The 21,786-nt window shown below is 66.6% G+C and carries 14 protein-coding genes; 10 read left to right on the top strand and 4 right to left on the bottom strand.

Annotated features, from left to right (window positions below; genetic code table 11):
• Positions 1-112: 112 nt before the first annotated feature.
• Together QMG28_RS09820 and QMG28_RS09815 are read right to left on the bottom strand one after the other, a co-directional pair.
• Positions 113-451: a hypothetical protein gene (locus QMG28_RS09820; protein ID WP_281842097.1), complete on the bottom strand. Its 339-nt coding sequence runs from the start codon at positions 449-451 to the stop codon at positions 113-115.
• A gap of 101 nt (positions 452-552) precedes the next feature.
• Positions 553-891: a hypothetical protein gene (locus tag QMG28_RS09815; RefSeq protein WP_281842096.1), complete on the bottom strand. Its 339-nt coding sequence runs from the start codon at positions 889-891 to the stop codon at positions 553-555.
• 135 nt (positions 892-1,026) lie between these two features.
• On the opposite strand from QMG28_RS09815, the gene QMG28_RS09810 reads away from it, so the two are divergent.
• The 5 genes from QMG28_RS09810 to QMG28_RS09790 all read left to right on the top strand — a co-directional run bounded on the left by QMG28_RS09810 (position 1,027) and on the right by QMG28_RS09790 (position 6,643).
• The gene (locus QMG28_RS09810) at positions 1,027-2,472 is read left to right on the top strand and encodes a 1-acyl-sn-glycerol-3-phosphate acyltransferase (protein ID WP_281842095.1); all 1,446 of its coding nucleotides are present in this window, start codon (positions 1,027-1,029) and stop codon (positions 2,470-2,472) included.
• A gap of 117 nt (positions 2,473-2,589) precedes the next feature.
• Positions 2,590-3,882 carry a crotonyl-CoA carboxylase/reductase gene (ccrA, locus tag QMG28_RS09805; RefSeq protein ID WP_281842094.1) on the top strand — a complete coding sequence of 431 codons (1,293 nt, stop codon included), beginning with the start codon at positions 2,590-2,592 and terminating at the stop codon, positions 3,880-3,882.
• A 235-nt stretch (positions 3,883-4,117) separates the two neighbouring features.
• Complete coding sequence (locus QMG28_RS09800) at positions 4,118-4,333, top strand: hypothetical protein (RefSeq protein ID WP_281842093.1); 216 nt, start codon at positions 4,118-4,120, stop codon at positions 4,331-4,333.
• Between the two features lie 56 nt (positions 4,334-4,389).
• Entirely contained in the window at positions 4,390-5,922 is a 1,533-nt protein-coding gene (locus tag QMG28_RS09795; RefSeq protein WP_281842092.1) for an ATP-dependent DNA helicase, read from the top strand.
• Positions 5,912-6,643: an SDR family oxidoreductase gene (locus QMG28_RS09790; protein WP_281842091.1), complete on the top strand. Its 732-nt coding sequence runs from the start codon at positions 5,912-5,914 to the stop codon at positions 6,641-6,643. Before QMG28_RS09795 ends, QMG28_RS09790 begins: the two co-directional genes overlap by 11 nt.
• 480 nt (positions 6,644-7,123) lie before the next feature.
• On the opposite strand, the gene selD is transcribed toward QMG28_RS09790, so the two are convergent.
• The gene (selD, locus tag QMG28_RS09785) at positions 7,124-9,316 is read right to left on the bottom strand and encodes a selenide, water dikinase SelD (RefSeq protein WP_281842089.1); all 2,193 of its coding nucleotides are present in this window, start codon (positions 9,314-9,316) and stop codon (positions 7,124-7,126) included.
• Between the two features lie 399 nt (positions 9,317-9,715).
• Here selD and QMG28_RS09780 point away from each other — a divergent pair, with 399 nt between their 5' ends.
• From QMG28_RS09780 to QMG28_RS09765, 4 genes are read left to right on the top strand one after another with little or no spacing between them, the layout of a single operon-like run.
• On the top strand, positions 9,716-10,702 hold the full coding sequence (locus tag QMG28_RS09780; protein WP_281842088.1) for a hypothetical protein: 987 nt from the start codon (positions 9,716-9,718) through the stop codon (positions 10,700-10,702).
• 22 nt (positions 10,703-10,724) lie between these two features.
• The gene (locus QMG28_RS09775) at positions 10,725-11,297 is read left to right on the top strand and encodes a GbsR/MarR family transcriptional regulator (protein ID WP_281842086.1); all 573 of its coding nucleotides are present in this window, start codon (positions 10,725-10,727) and stop codon (positions 11,295-11,297) included.
• A 4-nt stretch (positions 11,298-11,301) separates the two neighbouring features.
• Positions 11,302-12,555, top strand: a complete 1,254-nt coding sequence (locus tag QMG28_RS09770; protein WP_281842084.1) for an efflux RND transporter periplasmic adaptor subunit — start codon at positions 11,302-11,304, stop codon at positions 12,553-12,555.
• Positions 12,552-15,668 carry an efflux RND transporter permease subunit gene (locus tag QMG28_RS09765; RefSeq protein WP_281842082.1) on the top strand — a complete coding sequence of 1,039 codons (3,117 nt, stop codon included), beginning with the start codon at positions 12,552-12,554 and terminating at the stop codon, positions 15,666-15,668. Before QMG28_RS09770 ends, QMG28_RS09765 begins: the two co-directional genes overlap by 4 nt.
• Positions 15,669-15,683: 15 nt before the next feature.
• On the opposite strand, the gene QMG28_RS09760 is transcribed toward QMG28_RS09765, so the two are convergent.
• The gene (locus tag QMG28_RS09760) at positions 15,684-18,167 is read right to left on the bottom strand and encodes a DUF3131 domain-containing protein (RefSeq protein ID WP_281842081.1); all 2,484 of its coding nucleotides are present in this window, start codon (positions 18,165-18,167) and stop codon (positions 15,684-15,686) included.
• A gap of 297 nt (positions 18,168-18,464) precedes the next feature.
• On the opposite strand from QMG28_RS09760, the gene QMG28_RS09755 reads away from it, so the two are divergent.
• Positions 18,465-21,770, top strand: coding sequence for a glycosyltransferase (locus QMG28_RS09755; RefSeq protein WP_281842079.1), 3,306 nt, complete (start codon positions 18,465-18,467; stop codon positions 21,768-21,770).
• The last annotated feature ends 16 nt before the right edge of the window (positions 21,771-21,786 follow it).

Raw genomic sequence — 21,786 nt, 5'->3', positions numbered from 1 at the left:
GCACTCGGTTTATGTTGCAGTGCAGCATTTCTGCCGGAAGCAACAAAATTACGCAAGGCCGAATTGATCGGGAATTTCCTTGCGCCGCCGCTTGCCGAGACCCCGCGCGATCTTATTCGCTATAGGTCCAGGTGATGCCGCCGCAGACATCGACGCCGAATTTTTCCAGCACGTCGCCGTCGATGAACTCGGCGCGGAAATCGAAGAAGCAGCCATTGCCCGCGCCGTCGAGGTTGATCGTCGAGGTATAGCCCGAGGGGATCTGCTTGGAGACCAGCCGGTCGGGCCCCCAGGAATTGGTGTTGGTCGGCGAGGCATACCAGCGGTAGAGGATCACCGAGGTCTGGTTGCGGATCTTGACCCACTTGTCGGCGCTGGCCGCGCCGGTGGACGAAACCAGCGCCACGGCGAAGACGGCGGCGGCGATCAGGCTGTTGAACAGGTTTTTCATCTTGTCCCTCTTGAATATTTTTTTGAATTCGGGTGCCGGGGCGCGGCCCACCGCGCTGTATCCGGCGTTTGTCTCAGGTGTATGACGGCGCGGGGCCGCCCTCAATTGTAGGTGAATGTGCCGATCTCGCAGACATTCACGCCGAATTTTTCCAGCACGTCGCCATCGTCGAATTCCGCGCGCAGGTCGAAGATGCAATAGCCGGTGCCGTCATCGAAATTGACCGTCACCGAATTGCCCGAGGGCAAGACGCTGTTGCCGAGAATATCTTCCTGCCAGCTATTGGCATCGGTATGCGAGCCGTAGAAATGAATGATCGTGTAGCCGGTGTTGTTCACGATCCGAACCCGTCGGTCGAGGTTGTCGGCGCTGGCCGCGCCGGCCAGGCCAAATATCACCAGCGCGATGGCGAGCACCGCACGAACCTTTGAATAAACCATTGAAATCCCTTTCCCCTATTCATTCGAATCAAGTTTAGCCCAAGCTCATGAGAAGGCGAAACATTTTCCTGATTGCACCGCCTGCATCACCGCTTTGGCTGGACGCGGCGCGGATTTGGTGAGACGTTGCGCGGCATGAACCGCATGGTGTCCCTCCCGCTCTGGGCGCTTGTCCTGATCCTCGCTTTCGCGGCCGTCACCTTCGCGTCGCATTTCCTGTTCCCCTCGGTGCGCTGGTTTTTCCGCAAACGGGCCGAGCGGGCGGTGGCCGAGCTCAACCGGCGGCTCACCCGGCCCATCGAGCCGTTCAAGCTCGCGCGCCGGCACGACATGATCCAGCGGCTGATCTACGATCCGAAAGTGGCCGAGGCGATTTCGGCCTATGCCCGCGACGAGGGCGTGCCGGAAGAGGTGGGCTTCGAACAGGCCCGCCGCTATGCCCGCGAGATCGTGCCGCGCTTTTCGGCCTTTGCCTATTTCGGCTTCGCGATCTGGCTCGCCAAGCGTATCTCGCGCGGGTTCTACCGGGTGCGCCTGGGCGCTTTCGACGAGGCGGGGCTGGAAAAGATCGACCCCGAAGCCACCGTGGTTTTCGTCATGAACCACCGCTCGAATATCGACTATGTGCTCGTCACCTGGCTGGCGGCCGAGCGGTCGCACCTGTCCTACGCGGTGGGGGAATGGGCGCGGGCCTGGCCGCTCTCGGCGCTGATCCGGGCAATGGGGGCCTATTTCATCCGCCGCCGGTCGAAGAACGCGCTCTATCGCCGGGTGCTGTCGCGCTATGTCCAGATCGCCACGGCGGGCGGGACGACACAGGCGATGTTTCCCGAGGGCGGGCTCAGCCTTAACGGCGCGGTCGGCGTGCCGCGCATGGGCCTGCTCAACTACATGGTCGACGGTTTCGTGCCGGGGCAGGGGCGCGATGTGGTCTTCATTCCCGTTGCGCTCAACTATGACCGGGTGATCGAAGACCGGGTGCTGGTGGCCGCCGATATTTCGGGCGAGCGCAAATTCCGGCTGCGCTGGCGCGATGCGGCGCGGCATATCGGCAAGCATCTGTGGCAGCGCCTCACCGGCAAGTTTCACCGCTTCGGCTATGCCAGCGTGAGCTTCGGCCAGCCGCTCTCGCTTGCCGACTTTCTCACCGGCAATCCACAGGTGGCCGGGGCGCCGACGGGGCTGCTCGCGCGCACGCTGATGGCGCGCATCCGGGCGGTGGTGCCGGTGCTGCCCGTGCCGGTCGTGGCGGCGGTTCTGCTGGAGCAGGATGGCCGCACACACGCCGAAATCGCCGACCGCTTCGCCGCGCTGGTGGCCGACATGGAGGCGCATGGCGCCCATATTCACATGCCGCGCGGTGATCTCGATTATGCCGTCGAGGTGGGGCTGCGCCTGCTGGAGCTGCGCCGGATCATCTCCGGCGATGACGGGCAGTACCGCATCAACCCGCCGGACAGGGCGCTGCTGACCTTCTACGCCAATTCCATCGCCCATCTGTCGGAGGCGATCCCGACGCCGGAGGCCGTGGTTTCGCCGGAGACGGAGGTATTGCCTGACGTTACGTCAAGCACGACATAAAGTTTCAAAATCTTCGCAACTACTGTTGCAATCTTGCGGGCTCGTTCGTAATGCTGCAGTAGCAGCCGCGATTCTGCATCGCGGCAAATGACTCGGACCAGCATGAGGAATCCCCCGATGGCCCTCGATACGACCCCGGCGAACGCCGATTACGACGCGCCCAAGAAAGACCTCTACGAGATCGGTGAAATGCCGCCGATGGGCCATGTGCCGAAGCAGATGTATGCCTGGGCGATCCGCCGCGAACGCCACGGCGAGCCGGATAAGGCGATGCAGGTCGAGGTGGTGGACGTGCCCGAGATCGACACCCACGAGGTGCTGGTGCTGGTGATGGCCGCGGGCGTCAACTACAACGGCATCTGGGCTGCGCTGGGCGAGCCGGTATCGACCTTCGACGTGCACAAGGCGCCCTATCATATCGCCGGCTCCGATGCGTCGGGGATCGTCTGGAAGGTCGGCTCCAAGGTGAAAAGCTGGAAGGTGGGCGACGAGGTGGTCATCCACTGCAACCAGGACGATGGCGACGACGAGGAAACCAATGGCGGCGACCCGATGTTCTCGCCCACCCAGCGGATCTGGGGCTACGAAACCCCCGACGGATCCTTCGCCCAGTTCACCCGGGTGCAGGCCCAGCAGCTTCTGCCGCGCCCCAAACACCTGACCTGGGAGGAAAGCGCCTGCTACACGCTCACGCTGGCCACCGCCTACCGGATGCTCTTCGGCCACCACCCGCATGAGCTGAAGCCGGGGCAAAACGTGCTGGTCTGGGGCGCCTCGGGCGGGCTTGGCTCCTTCGCCATCCAGCTTATCAACACGGCGGGCGGCAACGCCATCGGCGTGATCTCGGACGAGTCGAAACGCGATTTCGTCATGGGTCTGGGCGCGAAGGGCGTGATCAACCGCAACGATTTCAAATGCTGGGGCCAATTGCCCAAGGTCAATTCGCAGGAATACAAGGACTGGTTCGGCGAGGTGCGCAAGTTCGGCAAGGCGATCTGGGATATCACCGGCAAGGGTGTGAACGTCGATATGGTGTTCGAGCATCCGGGCGAGGCCACCTTCCCGGTTTCCACATTCATCGTGAAGCGCGGTGGCATGGTGGTGATCTGCGCCGGCACCTCGGGCTTCAACCTGACGATGGACGCCCGCTATGTCTGGATGCACCAGAAGCGCATTCAGGGCTCGCATTTCGCCCATCTCAAGCAGGCGGCGGCGGCCAACCGGCTGATGGTGGAACGGCGGATCGACCCGGCGATGTCGGAGGTCTTTACATGGGAGGACATCCCCGAGGCCCATATGCGGATGCGGCGCAACCAGCACAAGCCCGGCAACATGGCGGTGCTGGTGCAGGCCCCCACCACCGGCCTGCGCACGCTGGACGACGTGCTGGAGGCCGGCCCCGCCGCCTGATCCGGCAAAGACACCGCATTGCGATTGGGGGCTCCGCCATGCGGGGCCCCTTTTCGTTCCGGTTTTCATCAAATTTTAATTGGTTCGCCTTCTGGTTGTTCCTGTCCTGTTCTGCCCCGGTATGCGCCGGGCCGATGCGCGGATCCGGGCCTGTCAGGGCTGGGAGTCCGCGAATGGGGCGACAAGGGGATACATGCTATGGTTGTATTCTGCTGTGGAGAAGGGGGAGCCTCATATGGCGCAGGATTGGATCGTTGATGTCTTGGCCGATCTCAGGGCCTATGCCGAGATGGGCGGGCTGCCCGCCACCGCCGCCAGCCTGGAGGATGCCATGCTCATCGCATTGGCCGAAACCGCGTCAATCGCCCCGGCAGGCGAGGCCGACGAGGGCACCGCCCCGCGCGATCCCGGCACGAACAAGGTGACCTGGCTGTTTACCGGCCGGGGCTGACCGATCGGGCGTGAAGCGCCTTTCCCCCGGCCTGCGCGCAGGCTAGGGTCGCGCGCATGACTGCCCCTGCGCTGACCTTTTCCGAAGACCAGGCCGAGGCCCATGACCGCCTGGCCGAGTTGCTGCGCGGCGCGGGCGTCGATATCGACGAGGGCACGCTGCTGCCCGCCGCCGACAGGCGCGAACAGGTGATGGCTGTGGTCGGCAAGGCGGGGTCGGGCAAGACGCTGCTTCTGGCCGAGTTCACCAAGGCGCTGACCGAGGCGGGTGTCGATATCGTGTCGGGCGACTGGGAGGGCAAGCGGCGCAAGGACCGGCGCACGCTGGCCATTCTCGCGCCGACCAACAAGGCAGCGAGCGTGCTGCGCAACCGTGGCGTGCCGGCGACCACGATTCACCGCATCCTCTACACCCCGGTCTATGCGCCGGAATATGAAGCGCTTGCCGAATGGCTCGCCGGACAGGGCGAGAAGCCCGAGGTCGAGGGGCTGACCGATCTGGCGCTGGAGCGCGCCTATGCCTTCTATCAGGCGCAGAAGTCGATCCCGGGCGCGCTCGCGGCGGCGGGGTTGCGCGGCTCGGATTTCATCGCCGGCTGGAAGCGGCGCGAAGATCCGCTCGATATCGGTTTCGTCGACGAAAGCTCGATGCTCGATGAAAAGCAGTTCGACGATCTGAAGGAGATCTTTCCCACGCTGGTTCTGTTCGGCGACCCGGCGCAGCTTGCCCCCGTCGGCCAGTCCGGCGAGATGGTGTTCGACAGCTTCCCCGATCCGCGCAAATGCGAGCTGCACCGTATCCACCGGCAAGAGACCGACAGCCCGATCCTGGACCTCGCCCATGCTTTGGGCGACGAAAGTCTGACCTTCGATACCTTCGAACGGATGATCGAAGACGCCGCCCGGCGCGATGACCGGGTGGTGGTCGCGCCGCGCGCCGATGCCGATCTGATGGCGCGCTCGCCGGTGCTGGTCTGGCGCAACGTCACCCGCATTCGCCTGATCCATGCCTTCCGCGCCGCCCATGGCGCGCCGGAGCATGAGCTCTTGCCCGGTGAGCCGCTGATCTGTGACGGCATCGAGCTGCCGCTCAAGCACCGCAAGCGGCGCATCGAACTGGAGGCGAAGGGTCTGATCAAGGGCGCGCAAGTGGTCTATCTCGGGCCGGGCCGCAAGCCGGGCTTTTCGCGGCTGCATGTCGTCGGGGCGGAAGATCCGCGCATCTCGGTGGCCTCCATCGTCAAGATCGAGAAGCCGGGAGAGGAAGAGCCGTTCATTCCCTTCGCGGCCACGATGGGCGCCGCCTTCCTGCATGGTGCGGCGGTGACGATCCACAAGGCGCAGGGCTCGCAATGGCCCGAGGTGCAGGTATTCGCGCCCGATCTCTATGCCGCTGCCCGGGCGGGCCGGATCGAGGCGGGCATTCCGCTGTGGAAGCGGCTCGCCTATGTGGCGATCACCCGGGCGGAAACGCGGCTGCATTGGGTCACCCGCTATGCCCTTGCCCGCCCGCAGGCGGTGCTGGGCACCTCCGACCTCGTGGTCGCCGCCGCGCCGCTGGAACTGGAGCGCCAGAGCGATGGCGCATAGCATCCTCATCACCGGCGCCAGCGCCGGGATCGGCCGCGCGGTGGCCGAACGGTTTCTCGCCGAGGGCTGGTGGGTGGGCCTCGTCGCCCGCCGCGCGGCCCTGCTCGAAGAGGTGGCGGCGGGCCACGCGCGCGCCGTGGTGCTGCCGGCGGATGTGACCGATGCGGCGGCGGTCGATCGGGTCTTCGCGGCGTTTGCGGCGCGGGCAGGGCGGCTTGACGTGGTGTTCAACAATGCCGGCATCTTCACCCCCGCCGCGCCGATTGATGAAATCCCGCTGGAGGATTGGCGCAGGGCGCTGGCGGTGAATCTCGACGCGATGTTCCTCTGCGCCCGCGCCGCCTTCGGCCAGATGCGGCGGCAGAACCCGCAGGGCGGGCGGATCATCAACAACGGTTCGCTCTCGGCCCATTCGCCGCGCGAAGGCTCGGCCAGCTACACGACGACGAAACATGCGATCACCGGGCTGACCAAGACCCTGTCGCTCGATGGCCGCCCGTTCGGCATCGCTGCGGGCCAGATCGACATCGGCAATGCCCGCACTGAACTGTTGCAGGGCATCATCGACCGCGCCGTGGCGGCGGGCGAGACGCCGCCGCCGGTGATGGACGTGAAAGAGGTGGTCGACGCGGTCTGGCTGATGGCGACCCTGCCACCGGAGGCCAACGTGCCCTTCATGACGATCATGGCGACGACGATGCCCTATATCGGGCGCGGCTAGGGCGCGGGTGGCCCTGCCCGCAGATGCAGGCCCGACGCGGGAGGCGGGCAGCGTTAAGCAAATGTAAACGTCCAGGAGGGCCTGGGAATTTCCCTTTGTTTTTCCGTGCGCTACGGGGGCTCTCCATATCCACTTATCCGGATAAGTGGAGGCGGGGCCGGTTGGTGGCGGATACCGGCATGACCGGCGGTGACCAGGCCTTGTATCGGGCGGGGACAGGCGCGGTTGGCTCCGCTTGCGGACGCTCGTCCGGCAGGCGAAATGCGTTAATCAAATGTGAACGTCCACGTGAATGCGCGAATTTCCTTATGGATTTCGGTGCTTTATGGATGCGCTCCATATCCACTTATCCGGATAAGTGGAGACATGGCCGGTTGATGACGGATACCCGGATGACCGGCGGCGACAAAATCCACTTCTCCGGATAAGTGGACCTCCGCTCAGGCGCTTCGGCAGCCCTGCCGCCCGGCAGGTCTCGCCCTAGATCGCCCGCAACCCCGGTGCGCCCGCCGTGAACCGACCGATTGCCGCCGCGTCGTGCCCGGCTGCCCGCAGCGCCGCGACGAGCGCGCCGGCCTCTGCCGCCGCCACCGCCGCGAGAAAGCCCCCGGCGGTCTGCGGATCGTGCAGCAGCGCCCCGCGCGCGCCCTCCGCCCCGGCCACGGGCGCGGCGGCGCGGTTGGCCTCCCAGATCGACGAGCGGTGCCCGGCCTCGGCCAGCGCCAGCGCGCCGGGGTAGAGCGGCACGGCGTCTGCCTCGATCTCGCCCGCCACGCCCGAGGCTGTGCAGATCGCCCACATATGCCCGGCGAGGCCAAAGCCGGTCACGTCGGTCATCGCATGGGCATGGGGGGCGAGCAGCGCGGCGGCGTCGCCTTGGGGGCGTGCCATCGCGGTGAGCATTGCCGCCACGTCGCGCCCGTCGGCCTGGCCCAGCATCTCGGCGGCGAGGAGCGTGCCGGTGCCGATCGGGCGGGTCAGGATCGCAACGTCTCCCGGCCTTGCGCCCGCATTGGTGATCGCGGCGCCCGTGACCAGCCCGGTGATGGTAAAGCCCAGCGTCATCTCGGCCCCCATCGTGGAATGGCCGCCGACGATTTCGGCCCCGGCGGCGCCGAACACCTCCTGCGCCGCGCGCATCACCTCGCCCATGCTGCGCGCCTGCAGCGGCTGGGCCATGCGCGGCAGGATCACGCTCGCCAGCGCGGCCTGCGGCGCGGCGCCCATCGCCCAGACATCGCCAAGCGCGTGCACGGCGGCGATCTTCGCCAGCAGATAGGGATCATCGGTGAAGGCGCGCAGATGATCGGTGGTGATCACCTGCTTCGCCCCGCCCAAAGCCAGCACCGCCGCATCGTCGCCCGGCCCGGTCAGTACATCCGCCCGGCCGATGGCGGGCAGCCCGGCCAGCGCGGCGCTCAGCGTGCCCGGCCCGACCTTCGAGCCGCAACCGGCGCAGAGCGGTTTGTGCTCGCCGGCCAGCTCCGCCGCCACCCCATCGGTCAGCGCGCGCGGCAGCTTATCGGGCGTCATCTGCGGCAGTTCCTGAAACATCCTCATGAACTTCGTGTCGATCCGGTTTTTCCAGCGCCAGAGCAGCGGGCCAGAGATCGTCCGGCCCCATTTTTCCGCCAGAGCCGATTTTTGCCCGAGCGAGACCAGCTTCAGGTAATCCTTCTGCGGGCGATAGGCCTTGGTCTTGCCGCTGCCGGCGAGCACCGCGCGCAGGTTGTGCAGCAAAACCGGCGCTTCCCGCACGGCATAGACCCCGGCCTTCGGGCGCGGCGCATGGGTGAGATGGGCACAGTCGCCGGCGGCGAACAGATCCCAATGCCCGTCCACGCGCAGATGGCTGTCGACCGTCACGAAACCCTCTTCGGTGAGCGGCAGGGGGCTGCCGGCAAGCCAGCCATGGGCGTTGGCCCCGGCGGTGCCCAGCGTGAAGCGCGAGCGGATCACCTCGCCATCGGCCAGCTCCACCCCGTCCGCATGGATGCGCACCACCTCCGCCCGGGTGTGGATCGCCACGCCATATTCTGCCATCGCCGTGCGCAGCCGCCGCGTGGTTTCGGGGTTTCTGCCGGCAATCTCCGGCCCGGCCTCGATGATCGCCACCCGCGCCGCCGGGCCGACCGCCGCGCGCAAGGCATGGGCCGAGGCCAGCGCCAGCTCCACCCCGGCCACGCCCGCGCCGATCACCGCCACGTCCGGCGCCACCTCGCCTGCCTGCGCCGCGGCGAGAAAATCGCGCCAGCGGCTTGTATACGTGTCGAGCGGCTTGGCCCCGAGCGCGTGCTCGGTGAAACCGGGGATCACGGGCATCTCGGTATGAATGCCGATATTGATCGAGGCCACGTCATAGCCGATCTCGCCATGGCCAGCGACGGTGACCACCTTCGCCACCGGGTCGATCGCCGTGGCCGCGCCCAGCACCAGCCGGGCGCCGGCGAAGCGGGTGAGCTTCACCAGGTCGATATCCAGCGCCTCGCGGCTGTAATGCCCCGCGATATGGCCCGGCAACATGCCCGAATAGGGCGCGGTGGGACCGGGGTTGATCAGCGTCACCCGCGTGCCTTCGAGCGGCGTCATCCCCCACATCCGCGCCACCAGCGCGTGGGTATGGCCGCCGCCGATCAGCACCAGGTCGCGGGTGAGGGGGAGGGGCATCTGCATCATGGCCTTCTCAGACTGTATCTGCTTGTTCGCGTCAGCAAGTAGCGTAGTTTGGGCGGAAATTGCATGTTTGCGACTGCCATATTGCGAAAATGGTTCCGATGATGGTTGGTCTACATCACGGCGCGGAGTGGCAACATGAAAGGAGCCACAGTTCGTTGCCAAAGAAATGGGGATAAAACGACAGATATGTCCAGAACGTTGTACTTGCATATCGGGGCCCACAAGACAGGCACGACCGCCGTTCAAATGGCATGCCACGAATCCTTGTCGGCTCTGCGGCGAAGTGGGTGGGATTTCGCCTTTCGGCCCGGTTCCCCTCTGAATTGGGGATTTGTATTCCGCTTCGATCAACACGCTGATTGCCCGTTTAGTATTCGACCGCAAGGATTGAAGGATATGCGCGCGGCGCTGGACTCCAAATACGAGAACGTGATTCTTTCCGCTGAAGACTTGTTTTTTCTGGACGAGCCGGAAATCCGACCATTCGCTGGGATAGTTTATGATCTATTTGATAATATCGTTATCGTTGCCTATCTGCGGCGCCAAGATGAACTGGCGGCTTCGCACAAGGCGCAGGGTGCGAAGACGATCCAGTCGGCGTGGGTATTTGGGTTTGAGGCAGATCCGCTCCCTGCGCTCAATTCCCAAGTCATTGGATATCTAGATTTTGACTCAAAGCTTGCAGCATGGGCTTCAGCGTTTCCAAATGCTCAACTGCGCGTACATGAGTATCGTCGTGACCGCCTTGTGAATGGAGATATTGTTGCCGATTTTGCTGAGATTCTGAACATCGATCTTTGTCACACGCAGGATGATGTAAACGCAGCACTCGGTGCCAACCAGATCAAATTGATCTATAATCTCCGCCAACGGGGAGTAGGCCAGCGTTTTGTCAAACGAATCCATCGGGACGGCGTGCTTACCGCAGACCATCACAAGTTTTTGCCCACACACAACCAGGCGCGCGAATTCTATGCGGCGTTCAAGAACTCTAATCAGGCGCTAGAAGAAAGACTGCAAGGATTTGAATTTCACGACGATTTCTCGCGCTATCCAGATGTGCTTGTGAATACAGGTTTTGGTGAGTACGAGCGAGAGAACCTGTACCGCATATTGTCGAGCATATCGAAGACAAACCCTGAAGACCTTGCCCGTAGGCTGATTGAACTGGAGGGCCGGGTTAGAAAGAGATCGCTATTTGCGATGTTGAAACCCGAAATTCTCGGCGCCGATTTGGCTGATGAGCTGATTTCGATAGCGTCTGATTTGGATCCCCGCGCGCACGATGTGGAGCGGGCCAAGCGCAAAGCCAAGGCCAGACATTCCGGATTTCTTTCGCGTATCAAGACTAAGGTGCAACATATCAAAGCGCGCTGGTCGTGAATCTCGCCAGCGCGGGTTGAACGTGACGGTTGCCATGCAGCAGCCGGGCTGTACCGCCGTTCAATTCGTTCAGTCTGTATTGAACGTACCGATAGAATCGTCTATCGGGTGCGCCATGAGCAGCGCGCGCGAACTATTCATCGAACAGATGGGATTGTTTTCCCAGACCGAGGGCGCCCCCCGTATCGCGGGGCAGATCCTCGGCTATCTGATCGTCGAGGGCGCGCCGCGCACACTGACCCAGATGACACAGGCGCTGAAGATTTCCAAGGGCTCGGCCAGCACGAATGCCCGGCTGCTGGAACAGCGCGGGCTTGTGCACAGGGTTTCGGCGCTGGGCCAGCGTCAGGATGGGTTTGCGGCCGTGGATGAGCCGGGGCTGCACACGCTGAGCATCATGGCCGAGCGCTTTCGCGCCAGTGCCGATGCGATCGAGACGATTGCGGTCGATTTCCCCGACGACGAGGCCGCCGCGCGCGGCCGGGTCGAAAACCTGGCGCGGTTCCACCGTGAAAGTGCCCAGTTTCTGGATGAATGGAGGGCAAGGCTCTGCGGCAGACGCAAGCCCGCCCACAACATATACAAAGAAGAGTGACCAGATGAGCAAGGATGAGGCCAAGCCCGATTGGGCGATGAGCAAGCGCGAACGCGAAAATGCCGCCCGTGTGGCCGCGGGCCAGCCGCCGAAAAAGCGGCGGCGCTGGATTTTCTGGCTGATCGTGCTGGTGGTGCTTGTCGCCGGGGCCGGCTGGTTCGTGCAGAGCGGCCAGTTTGCCGAGATGCAGGCCCAGCGTGCCGCCGCCGAGGCCGAGGCGCAGGCCGAAGCCGATGCCCGCGCGGCGCGTGCCGCGATCATCCAGCTTGCGCCTTTCGAGGTGACCGCGGTCGCCCCCTCGACGCTGGTGGAGACGCTGAAGATCACCGGCTCGCTCGCGCCGGCGCGGCAGGTGCATATCTCGTCGGAGGTGACGGCGCGGGTTGAATCCGTGGCGGTGCGCGAGGGCGAGCGGGTGGAGCTTGGCGATGTGCTGGTGCGCTTCGACACCGAGGCGCTCGACATCGCGCTCACCCAGGCCAGGGCAAATGCCGAGGCGACGCGGGTGCAGCTTGAGAAGGCCCGCACCGATTTCGAACGGACGCAGGATCTCGTCGAGCGTGGTCTTTCGGCGAGCAACACGCTGACCGCCGTCCGCTCGGCGCTCGATCAGCTCACCGCCACCCTGGCGGCGCAGGATACGCTCGTCGCCTCGGCTCAGCGCTCGCGCGACAATGCGCTGGTGCGTGCACCGTTCAGCGGCGTGGTTTCGGTCCGCGCGGTCGATCCCGGCGAATTCGCCGCCACCGGGTCGGCGCTGGTGACGCTGGTCGATCTCACCTCGCTCGAAGTCGAAGCCAATGCGCCGGTGGCCTATGCCCCCGACCTTGCGCCGGGGCTCGATGTGGACCTGACGGTGGAAGGCTTCGGTGATCGCGTGTTCAGGGGCAAGGTCGAGCGGGTGAGCCCGGTCGCGCTCGAAGGCAGCCGGATGCTGCCCGTCTATGTGGCGCTGGAGAACGAAACCGGCGAGCTGCGCGGCGGCATGTTCGCCTCGGGCCGGATCGTGCTGGAGGCCCGCGCCGACGGGATCGGCGTACCGGCGGGTGCGCTGCGCCACGATGCCGAGGGCGCCCATGTGATCGTGGTGGCCGGAGACAAGGTTGAGCGGCGCGCCGTCGAGGTGGGGCGCAGCTGGGACGCGGGCGCGGTGATCGAGATCGCCTCCGGCCTTGAGCCGGGCGATATGGTGGTCACCGAGCCGCTGCCGGAACTGCAGCCGGGCGACACGGTGGAACTTGTGGAGATCGGCCAATGATCCTTACCCGTATTTCCGTCAGCCAGCCCGTTTTTGCCACCATGGTGATGATCGCCATGGTGGTGATCGGCGCCTTCTCCTATTCCCGTCTGCCGATCGAGCAATTGCCCGATGTGGATTTTCCGGTCGTGGCCGTGGTCACCTCCTACCCCGGCGCGTCGCCCGAGGCGGTGGAAAGCGACATCATCGAACCGATCGAGGATGCGGTATCGACGCTCGCCGGGATCGACTCGATCGAGAGCACGGCGCTCACCGGCTCGTCGATCGTGATCATCATTTTCGACCTTGAGGTCGAATCCGCCCAGGCCGCCCAGGAAGTGCGCGACAAGGTCGCCCAGATTTCCGGGACGCTGCCCGACAATGCCGACGATCCGCAGATCCTGCGCTTCGATCCGGGCGAATTGCCGGTGATGTCGGTCGGCATCAGTTCGGATACGCTCGATATCGGCGCGCTCACCGAGATCACCGAAGACGTGATCGCCAAGCGCCTCGCCAATATCAAGGGCGTCGGGCGGGCCTCGGTCGTCGGCGGACGATCCGGCGAAGTGCATGTGGATATCGACCCGGACCGGCTGACCGCCCTGGCTGTCGGTGTGTCGGAGGTGACCACGGCGCTGGCCTCGGAAAACCAGGACTTGCCCGCAGGCGCGATCACCGACGAGCGCGAGAGCACCTCGGTGCAGGTCGAAGGCAAGATCGCGAGCATCCGCGACTTTCAGGACGTGATCGTCACCCGCCGGGGCGGCCAGCCGATCCGGCTGGGCGATATCGCCGCCGTCGAGGCGCGGCTGGCGGAGCGCAGCTCCGTCGCCATGCTCAACGGCGAAGACGCGCTGGCCATCGACGTGGTCAAGACGCAAGGCGCCAACACCGTCTCGGTGGCTGAAGACATCGAGGCGGTGATCGCCGAAATGAACGATGACGATGCGCTGGCCGATATCAAGATCGAGATCCTGCGCAACAATGCCGAGCCGGTGGTCGAAAGCTTCCATTCGGTTCAGAGCATGATCCTCGAAGGGGCGGCGCTGGCGACCTTTATCGTGTTCCTGTTCCTCAATTCCTGGCGTTCCACGGTCATCACCGGGCTCACGCTGCCGATTTCGATCATCGGCACGATGACGGCGATCTACTTCCTCGGCTTCACGCTCAACATGATGAGCCTCATGGCGCTTTCGCTGGCCGTCGGCATCTTGATCGACGATGCGATCGTGGTGCGCGAAAACATCATGCGGCACCTGCATATGGGCAAGAGCCACCGGCGCGCGGCGCTGGAAGGCACCAACGAAATCGGCCTTGCCGTGCTTGCCACCACCTTGTCCATCGTCGCCGTGTTCCTGCCGGTGGCCTTCATGGAGGGCATCCTCGGGCGGTTCTTCCTGCAATTCGGCGTCACCGTCTCGGTTGCGGTGCTGATTTCGCTCTTCGTGTCCTTCACGCTGGACCCGATGATGTCGTCGGTCTGGTACGATCCCTCGGTGGATCCGAAGGTGAAGCGCGGGCCGATCGGGCGCGCGGTCGAGAAGTTCGACGAATTCTTCGTCTGGCTCGGCAACCGCTACGTTGCGCTTCTGAAAGTCGCGCTGCGGTTCCGCAAATCGACCCTGCTCGTGGCCTTCCTCGCCTTCGCGGGTGGCATAGGCATCTTCTCGCAGGTCGGCGGCGAGTTCGTTCCGCCCGCCGATACCGGTGAGTTCCAGGTCGAAATGTCGACCCCGGTCGGCACCTCCATCGAACGCACGGCGGAGAAGATCGCCCAGGTCGACGCGCTGCTGCGCTCCGAGCTGCCGGAGGTGCTGGGCACCTATGCGACGATCAACTCCGGCACCACCAGCGGCGACAACAATGCCACTATCGTGGTGCGCCTCGTGCCCTCGGATGAACGCGAGCGCACCCCGAACGAGCTGACCGCGCCCGCCCGCCAGGTGCTCAAGTCGATCCCCGGCGCGACCTTCGTCATCGGCTCGTCGAACGGCATGGGTCCGGCGATGCAGCCGGTCGACGTGGCGATCTACGGGCCGAACCTCGATGTGCTCGCCCAGCTTGCGGCGGAGCTGAAGGCGAAGCTCAGCGAAGTCGAGGGGCTGGCCGATGTCGCGACCACGCTCGACGATCCGCAGCCCACGCTCGGCATCCGCATCGACCGCGATACGGCGTCGGACCTTGGCGTCTCGCTTGCCTCGGTGGGCAATACGCTGAAGCCGATGCTCGGCGGCCAGACCGTTTCGGAATGGACCTCGCCGCAGGGCGACAGCCTTGACGTGGTGGTCCGCCTGCCGGCCGCCGCGCGCAATGACGCCACCGCGCTCGGCGCGCTGCCCATCGCCCAGGCGGGCGGCGGCACGATCCGGCTCGATCAGGTGGCCGAAGTGGTGCAATCGGAAGGCCCCGGCGAGATCAACCGCATCGACCGCGACCGCGCGGTGCGGGTGACCGCGAGCCTCGACGGCGTGACCATCGGCGCGGTCACCGCGCAGGTGCAGGCGGCGATGGATGCGTTGGACGTGCCGCTGGGCTACCGCGTGGCAACCGGCGGCGAGGGGCAGGATATGGCGGATTCGCTGGTGGCCGCCGCCGCCGCGCTCGGGCTTGCGGTGATCTTCATCTATCTCGTGCTCGCCTCGCAATTCGGCTCGTTCCTGCAGCCCTTCGCGATCATGTCGTCGTTGCCGCTGGCGCTGATCGGGGTGGCGATCGGCCTGCTGATCTTCGGCTCGACGATCAACATCTTCTCGATCATCGGTTTCATCATGCTGATGGGTCTGGTGACCAAGAACGCGATCCTGCTGGTGGACAATGCCAATCACCATGTGAAGGCGGGCGACAATCTGTGGAACGCGCTGGTGATCGCCGGGCGCACCCGCTTCCGCCCCATCGTGATGACCACGCTGGCGATGATCTTCGGGATGTTGCCGCTGGCGCTCAACCTGCATGGCGGCTCGGGGCAGAACGCCTCGATGGCCCATGCGGTGATCGGCGGGCTGATCTCGTCGTCGTTGCTGACGCTGGTGGTGGTGCCGGTGCTGCTGACCTATGTCGACGGTTTCGGCAAGAGGGTCTCGCGGCTGATGCCGGCGGCGCCCGACGAAGGCCACGGCGAGCAGCCGGCGGAATAACCGGCGCGGCCCGGCTCAGGCCGGGCTGCCCAGCATTCTGGCGATGGCGGTCAGGATCACCCCGTTGGTGTTGACATCGCTGTAGCCCGGCGTCGGCGCGTCGGTGGCGGTGTAGACGCCGCTGGCAAAGCCCGTGGGCAGCGCGCCATGCGCCCGGATATAGGCCAGCAACCGGTCGCTGTAGGGATGCGGATGGGCGGCGGCCCAGAGAAAGGCGGCCTTGCCCGTCACCATCCATACCGCGTCGCGAAAGTTCGCCGTGTGTTCGGCGCCGCCCGGATCGAGCGAGATCACATCCCAGCGTTTCGGCCCGGTGTGATCCACCCGCAGGCCCTGATAGGTGAACCAGGGCGGCCGCTCCATCGGCCCCTCGGACGGCGCGCAGAGCTGGCCGGTTTCGCCGGTGCGCGCGATCTGGGCGGCGAAGAGCACGTCGCGCAGCACCTGCGAGGGCCGGTCGAGCCCCAGCTCCACCGCTTCGAGCAACAGCGGTTCGGCCCCGAACGGCCCGATTTCGCCCACACGGGTGAGCAGATGCATCCAGGCATCGGCCTCGGTCGTGCCGTCGCGGTAGATGTCGTATTGCGAGGCGACGGAATAGCCCCAGAGCCCGAGCGCGTGCTTGATGTAGCTCGTGCAATGCGTGTCATCGACCGGGACCGGCACGCCGCGCCCGATGGAATGGGCCACGCCATCGGCCAGCACCGCCCCGAACTCCCAGCCCGCGACCAGCGCGCGCAGCTCGCTGTCGCCATCGGGCGAGAGCCGGTCGAGCGCCTTCAGCGCCGAGAGCAGCCGGGCGGTGTCGCAGATATTGAAGTCCGACGAGCCGCGCCAGGGCGCGCCGATGTCGAAGGTGGCGCGCGGCAGGCGCGGCGCGGTCAGGGTGCTGGCGGCGAGCGCGGCGAGCAGCTTGCCGCGCCAGGTGGCGAAGTCGTCCGGAGTGACCAGCCCGAGACGATAGGCTGCGACATTGGCGAAGATCGCCGAGCCGGCATCCCATTGGGTCATCTCGTCATGCTCGGTGCCCGGCTCGCCCTCGGGCGTGAAGGCGACGGTGGTGGCCGGCAGGCCGGTCCGGCTGTTTGTGGTGGCCTCGAAATAGGCCCAGGCCCGGCGCGCATCGGCCATCAGCGCGGCGCGGGCCGGGGCATCGGGCGCCGGTGCGGGGCGGGCGGCGATGGCCGGGGCGGCGCTGCGGGTGGCGCGCATGGTTTCGCTCAGCGCGTCGGCGGCGCGGATCAGGGTCGTGTATTCCGCCATGTCGACGAGCCGCGTGCCGGCAAGCTCGGCCAGCCGCCGCAGCGCCACCAGCGCGGCGTTGCGCAGGGCGGGCAGGGCGAGGGCCTCTGTGTCGATGGCGACGATCGGGTCTTCGGCCAGCGCCAGCCCGGCCATCATCGCCTCGATATCCTGTGCGGCACGCACCGGGTAGACCGGGCCGAGATGGGTAAGCCCGGTGCCGTCGATCCCGCGAAAGGCGGGCGGCGCGGCCCCGGTTGCGGCGGCGATCCCGGCGGCGGCGAGGGCCGGGGCGGCTGCCGGGTTTTCGGGTGTCACCGCGGCGCAGAGCCGCCCGCGCGCCGCCCCGATTATCGCGGGATCGGCGCCGTCGAGGCGGATCACATCGGCTGGCCCCAGCGTTTCGGGCGCATCGCGGGCGACCGAATAGGCGATCCCTGCCGCGCGCAACGCCGCCTCCATCGCCACGAGCGACGGCTCTTGCGGCGTCGCGCCCGGCGGCGGATCGAGCCGTATCCCGACCAGCCGCTGATAATGCCCGGTATGGCGCGCGGCGAGTTCCGATGGCGCGAGCGGCACCGCATGGCCCGCCGCGATCCGCTCTGCCACGGCTTTGGCCAGCATGCGCGCGAGCTCCGCCACCTCCGCCGCCGGGCCGGCGAGATCGAGATACAGCGTGGCGTGAACCTGAGCGGGGTCTTCCACCGCCTGTGTGAGAAAGGCGCGCGCCGCCTCCTGTGCGCCCGCTCCTGCCCGCACCAGATGCCCGCCCCGCGCGGCGGCCACACGGCCGGGGTGGCTCTCGACCCAGCCCGGTGCGCTCTCCTCGGGGACCAGATAGGCATAGCGCAGCCCCGGCGGGCTCAACCCCGCGAGCGCGAGCGGCCCGCCCGGGTCCGGCCCGGCCAGGGCCCACGGCGCGCCCGTGCCGGTCAGCCCGGCGGCAAGCGCGGCGCGGGCATCGGAGAGGCGGCGGGCCTGGAAATAGCGGGTGAGGGTGAGCGCATCGGCAGACCAGAGCAGCGGCTCCACACCCGTCCCGGGGCGAAAGGGCAGGGCCGCGCCGCTGGCATATCCCACCGGGATGCCCTGGCGCGCGAAGCTGTCCAGCGCCTCGCCGCGCGGCCCGGCGCCGGCGCTGCCATCGCGGTCGAGCAGGATCACGACGAGGGTCGTCGCCGCGCCCTGCTGCGCCGTTGAAGGCGCGGTGCCGGCCAGCGCCGCCGCCGCGCCGCCCGCCAGTGTCTGTAATATCACTCTGCGCCGAAATCTCATCGCTGCGGCCCGGCCCTTTCTTGTGATTGACGACTATTTAGCATATCTTAGGGACTGAAAAGGGTATCTTTCTGGCCGGTTCGGCTATCTTACGGACCGGAACGCGGGGGCGGGAAGCGATTTCTTCCGAGGTCATCGGGGAAGCGCTTTTGCGAGGGGTAGGACATGTCTCGCAGGACGAGACAGAGACCTGTTGGCCGCGCGCCGGAGGCGGAGCGCAAGGGGGCGCAGGTATTCTCTGATCCATATCAGCGACGGCGGCGCGCTCTGATCGCGGCGATGGCGGCCGTTTTGAGCGCCGCGCTCACCTGGCTGGCGTTTTTCCTGGCCAGCCTCTATCTGGTCGACGATCTGCCGGGGCCGGTCCTTGCCCATGCCGCCGAGGATGTGCCGGCCTCGGTCTCGGCGGCGCCGCAGCCGGGCGATCTGCGGGGCGGCATCGTGCCGGAGGGGCGGGGCGGCCCCTATCCGCCGCTCGCCGCGCAGGCGGATGCCGAGAACGTCGTCGAATTGCCGACCGGAAGCGTCTGGGCCTTTTTGCCGTTCGTGCCTGAAAGCGCCTATGCCTCGCTTGCGAGCGGCGCGCGCCAGATCGACGTGCTGCTGGCCGAGTGGTACCGGCTCGACGGGCCGCAATCCGAGCTCGTCGCGCTGAACCGCACGACCGAAAGCCAGGAATATGCCGCCCGCACCATCGCCCGCGAGCGTCCGCGCCTGCAGGTGATGCCGGTTGTCACGATATTGCCCGGCGCGCTGCCCGCGCCGGACGATGGCGCCGGGCTCGAAACGCTGGCCCTGCACCTCGCGGATACCGCGGCGCGGGACCGGGCCGCCGGCCTTTGCCTGATGCCCGATGGGATCGGCGCGGGTGAGATCGCGGTGCTTGGCCGGCTCATCGCCCGGCTCGATGCGGCACTGGCCACCGCGGGGCGGGAGAGCTGCCTGGTGACCGAGCCGGCGGACGGGCTGATCGCGGACGCCGACTTCGCCCGGCTGGCCGATCATGTGGTGTTGAAAACCTTCTCGACGCCCTGGATCGGCGATGCGACCGGCCCGCTCGCGGCGCAGGGCTGGTTTGACGAGACCGTCGCGGCGGCGCTGGAGGCTGTCGGGCGCGACCGGCTTGTCGTCATGCTCGGTTCCTTCGCGGGCGACTGGTCGCGCGGTGCGGCGGCGCCCGAGATCCTGTCGCTTGCCGAGGCGTGGCGGCGGGTGGTGCAGTTTGACGGCACGCTGGATTTTCCGCCCGACGCGGCCAATCTGCGGATGCGCTACACCGACCAGAGCGGCGCGGCGCATGAGGTCTGGGCGCTCGACGCGGCCAGCGCCTTCAACCAGCTCGCCACGCTCGCGGCGCTCGATCTTCACCGGGTCGGGCTTTGGGCGCTCGGGCGCGAAGACCCGTCGATCTGGCCGCTGCTCGGCGCGCGCTACGTCACCCCGGAGCTTGTGGCGACCTACATCTCGCGCGTCGATCTCTCGGACTTCGTCGCCTATATGGGGCAGGGGCCGTTTCAGGAGCTGGCCGCCGCCGCGCAGGTGGGCACCCGGTACGTGGTGCTCGACCCTTCGGGCCAGCGGATCGCAGGCGAGGGCTTCGCGCCGCCCGCGACGCCGGTGACACTGCGCCGCTTTGGCCGTGTCGAACCCGATCAGATCGTGCTGACCTTCGATGACGGGCCGGACCCTGTTCACACCGCCGCATTGCTCGACGTGCTGCGCGACCGTGAGGCGCCGGCAACCTTCTTCGTGGTCGGGGCCGGCGCGCTCAGCCACCCCGACCTGATCCAGCGGATGTATGACGAGGGCCATGAGATCGGGTCGCACACCTTCCTGCATCCGGCGCTCGATGGCGTGCCGCCGCTGCGCACGCAGTTCGAGCTGAATGCGGTGCAGCGGCTGCTTGCCGCGCAGATCGGGCATGGTACGGTCCTGTTCCGCAATCCCTATGGCCGCGGCGAGGGGCCGGTGACCGGCGACAGCGCCGCGCCGATGGCAACGCTGACCGATGCGGGCTACCTGATCGTGGGCAGCGACCTGGTGCCGCCCGACTGGCTCGGCCTCGACGCCGCCGGGATCGTGGATTACGTGAGCCACGAGCTGGCGACCAATGGCGGCAATGTCATCGTGATGCATGATGGCGGCGGCGACCGCAGCGCGACGGTCGACGCGGTGGGGCCGCTGATCGACAGGCTGCGCGCCGATGGCTACCGGATCGTCGGCCTGGCCGATCTTCTGGGCGTCACCCGTGATCAGCTGATGCCCCCGGCTTTTGGGCCGGCAACGATGTTTGACCGGATTTCCTTTGGCCTGCTCGGCATTGCGGGCGGCTGGCTGGCGGCGGTGTTCTGGGTGGTGGTGGTGGCCGGGCTGCTGCGCGCGCTGGTGCTGCTGGCGCTGGCCCATCTGCGCCGCCCGCATCGGGCGCCCCGGCCGGGTGCCGGAACGGTGCCGCCGGTGACGGTGCTGATCCCGGCCTTCAACGAGGAAGAGACGATCCTGCGCTGCATCGGGTCGGTTTTCGCGTCGGACTATCCGGATCTGCGGGTGATCGTCATCGACGACGGCTCGACCGACCACACCTATCAGAAGGTGGCCGAGGTCGCGCGTGACGAATACCGGCTGACGGTGATCTATGAGCCCAATGGCGGCAAGTGGAAGGCGCTCGATACAGCTTACCGCGTGCTGCAGACCGATATCGTCGTCGCCATCGACGCCGACAGCATGATCGCGCCCGATGCGATCTCGCGGCTCGTGCGCCATTTCGACGATCCGAAGATCGGCGCGGTGGCGGGCCGGGTGCAGGTGGGCAACCGGCGTGGCCTGCTGACCCAGCTTCAGGCGCTGGAATATCTCACCGCCCAGAACATCGACCGCCGCGCGCTCGAATGTCTCGGTGCGATGCTGGTGGTGCCGGGAGCGATCGGGGCCTGGCGCGCCGACGCGGTGATCGCGGCGGGGCTCTATTCGCCCGAGACCGTGACCGAAGACGCCGACCTGACCGTCTCGGTGCTGCGCGCGGGCTACCGGGTGATTTACGAGCCCGCGGCCTATGCCGTAACGGAGGCCCCCGAAACCGTGCGCGCCTTCCTCACCCAGCGGCTGCGCTGGACTTTCGGGATGCTTCAGACCGCGGTGAAGCACCTTGGCGGTGCCCTGCGCCAGCGTAAGGCGGTCGGGTTTGTCGCCTTGCCCGATCTGCTCGTCGTCGGCTTCGGCCTGTCGGTCCTTGCGCCGATTGCCGATCTCGTGCTGCTCTCCACATTGGCCGATCTCGGGATCGACTGGCTCCTTGGCCGGCCAATGCCGGTGGTGGATGTGCGCCCCTACATGCTGGCGGGCTATGCATTGTTGCCGCTGATGGACGTGGTGGCGATCCTGCTGGCCATGCGGCTCGACCGCAGCGCGCCGCTCTGGCTCGTGGTGCTGTTCCCGGTGCAACGGTTCTTCTACCGGCAATTGCTCTATGTCACCGTCTGGCGGGCGCTTGGCCGTGCGGCCTTTGGCCGTCTCGCGAGCTGGGGCAAGCTTGCCCGCACCGGCACCGCACGCCTGCCGGGGCGCCACAAGTCTCCCGCCGAATAGCTCGCGCAGACATCAA

The organism is Sinisalibacter aestuarii, from assembly GCF_027923545.1.
Lineage (GTDB): Bacteria > Pseudomonadota > Alphaproteobacteria > Rhodobacterales > Rhodobacteraceae > Sinisalibacter > Sinisalibacter aestuarii.
Note: the sequence above shows the minus strand (reverse complement) of the source record. Positions and strands in the feature narration are given on the sequence as shown.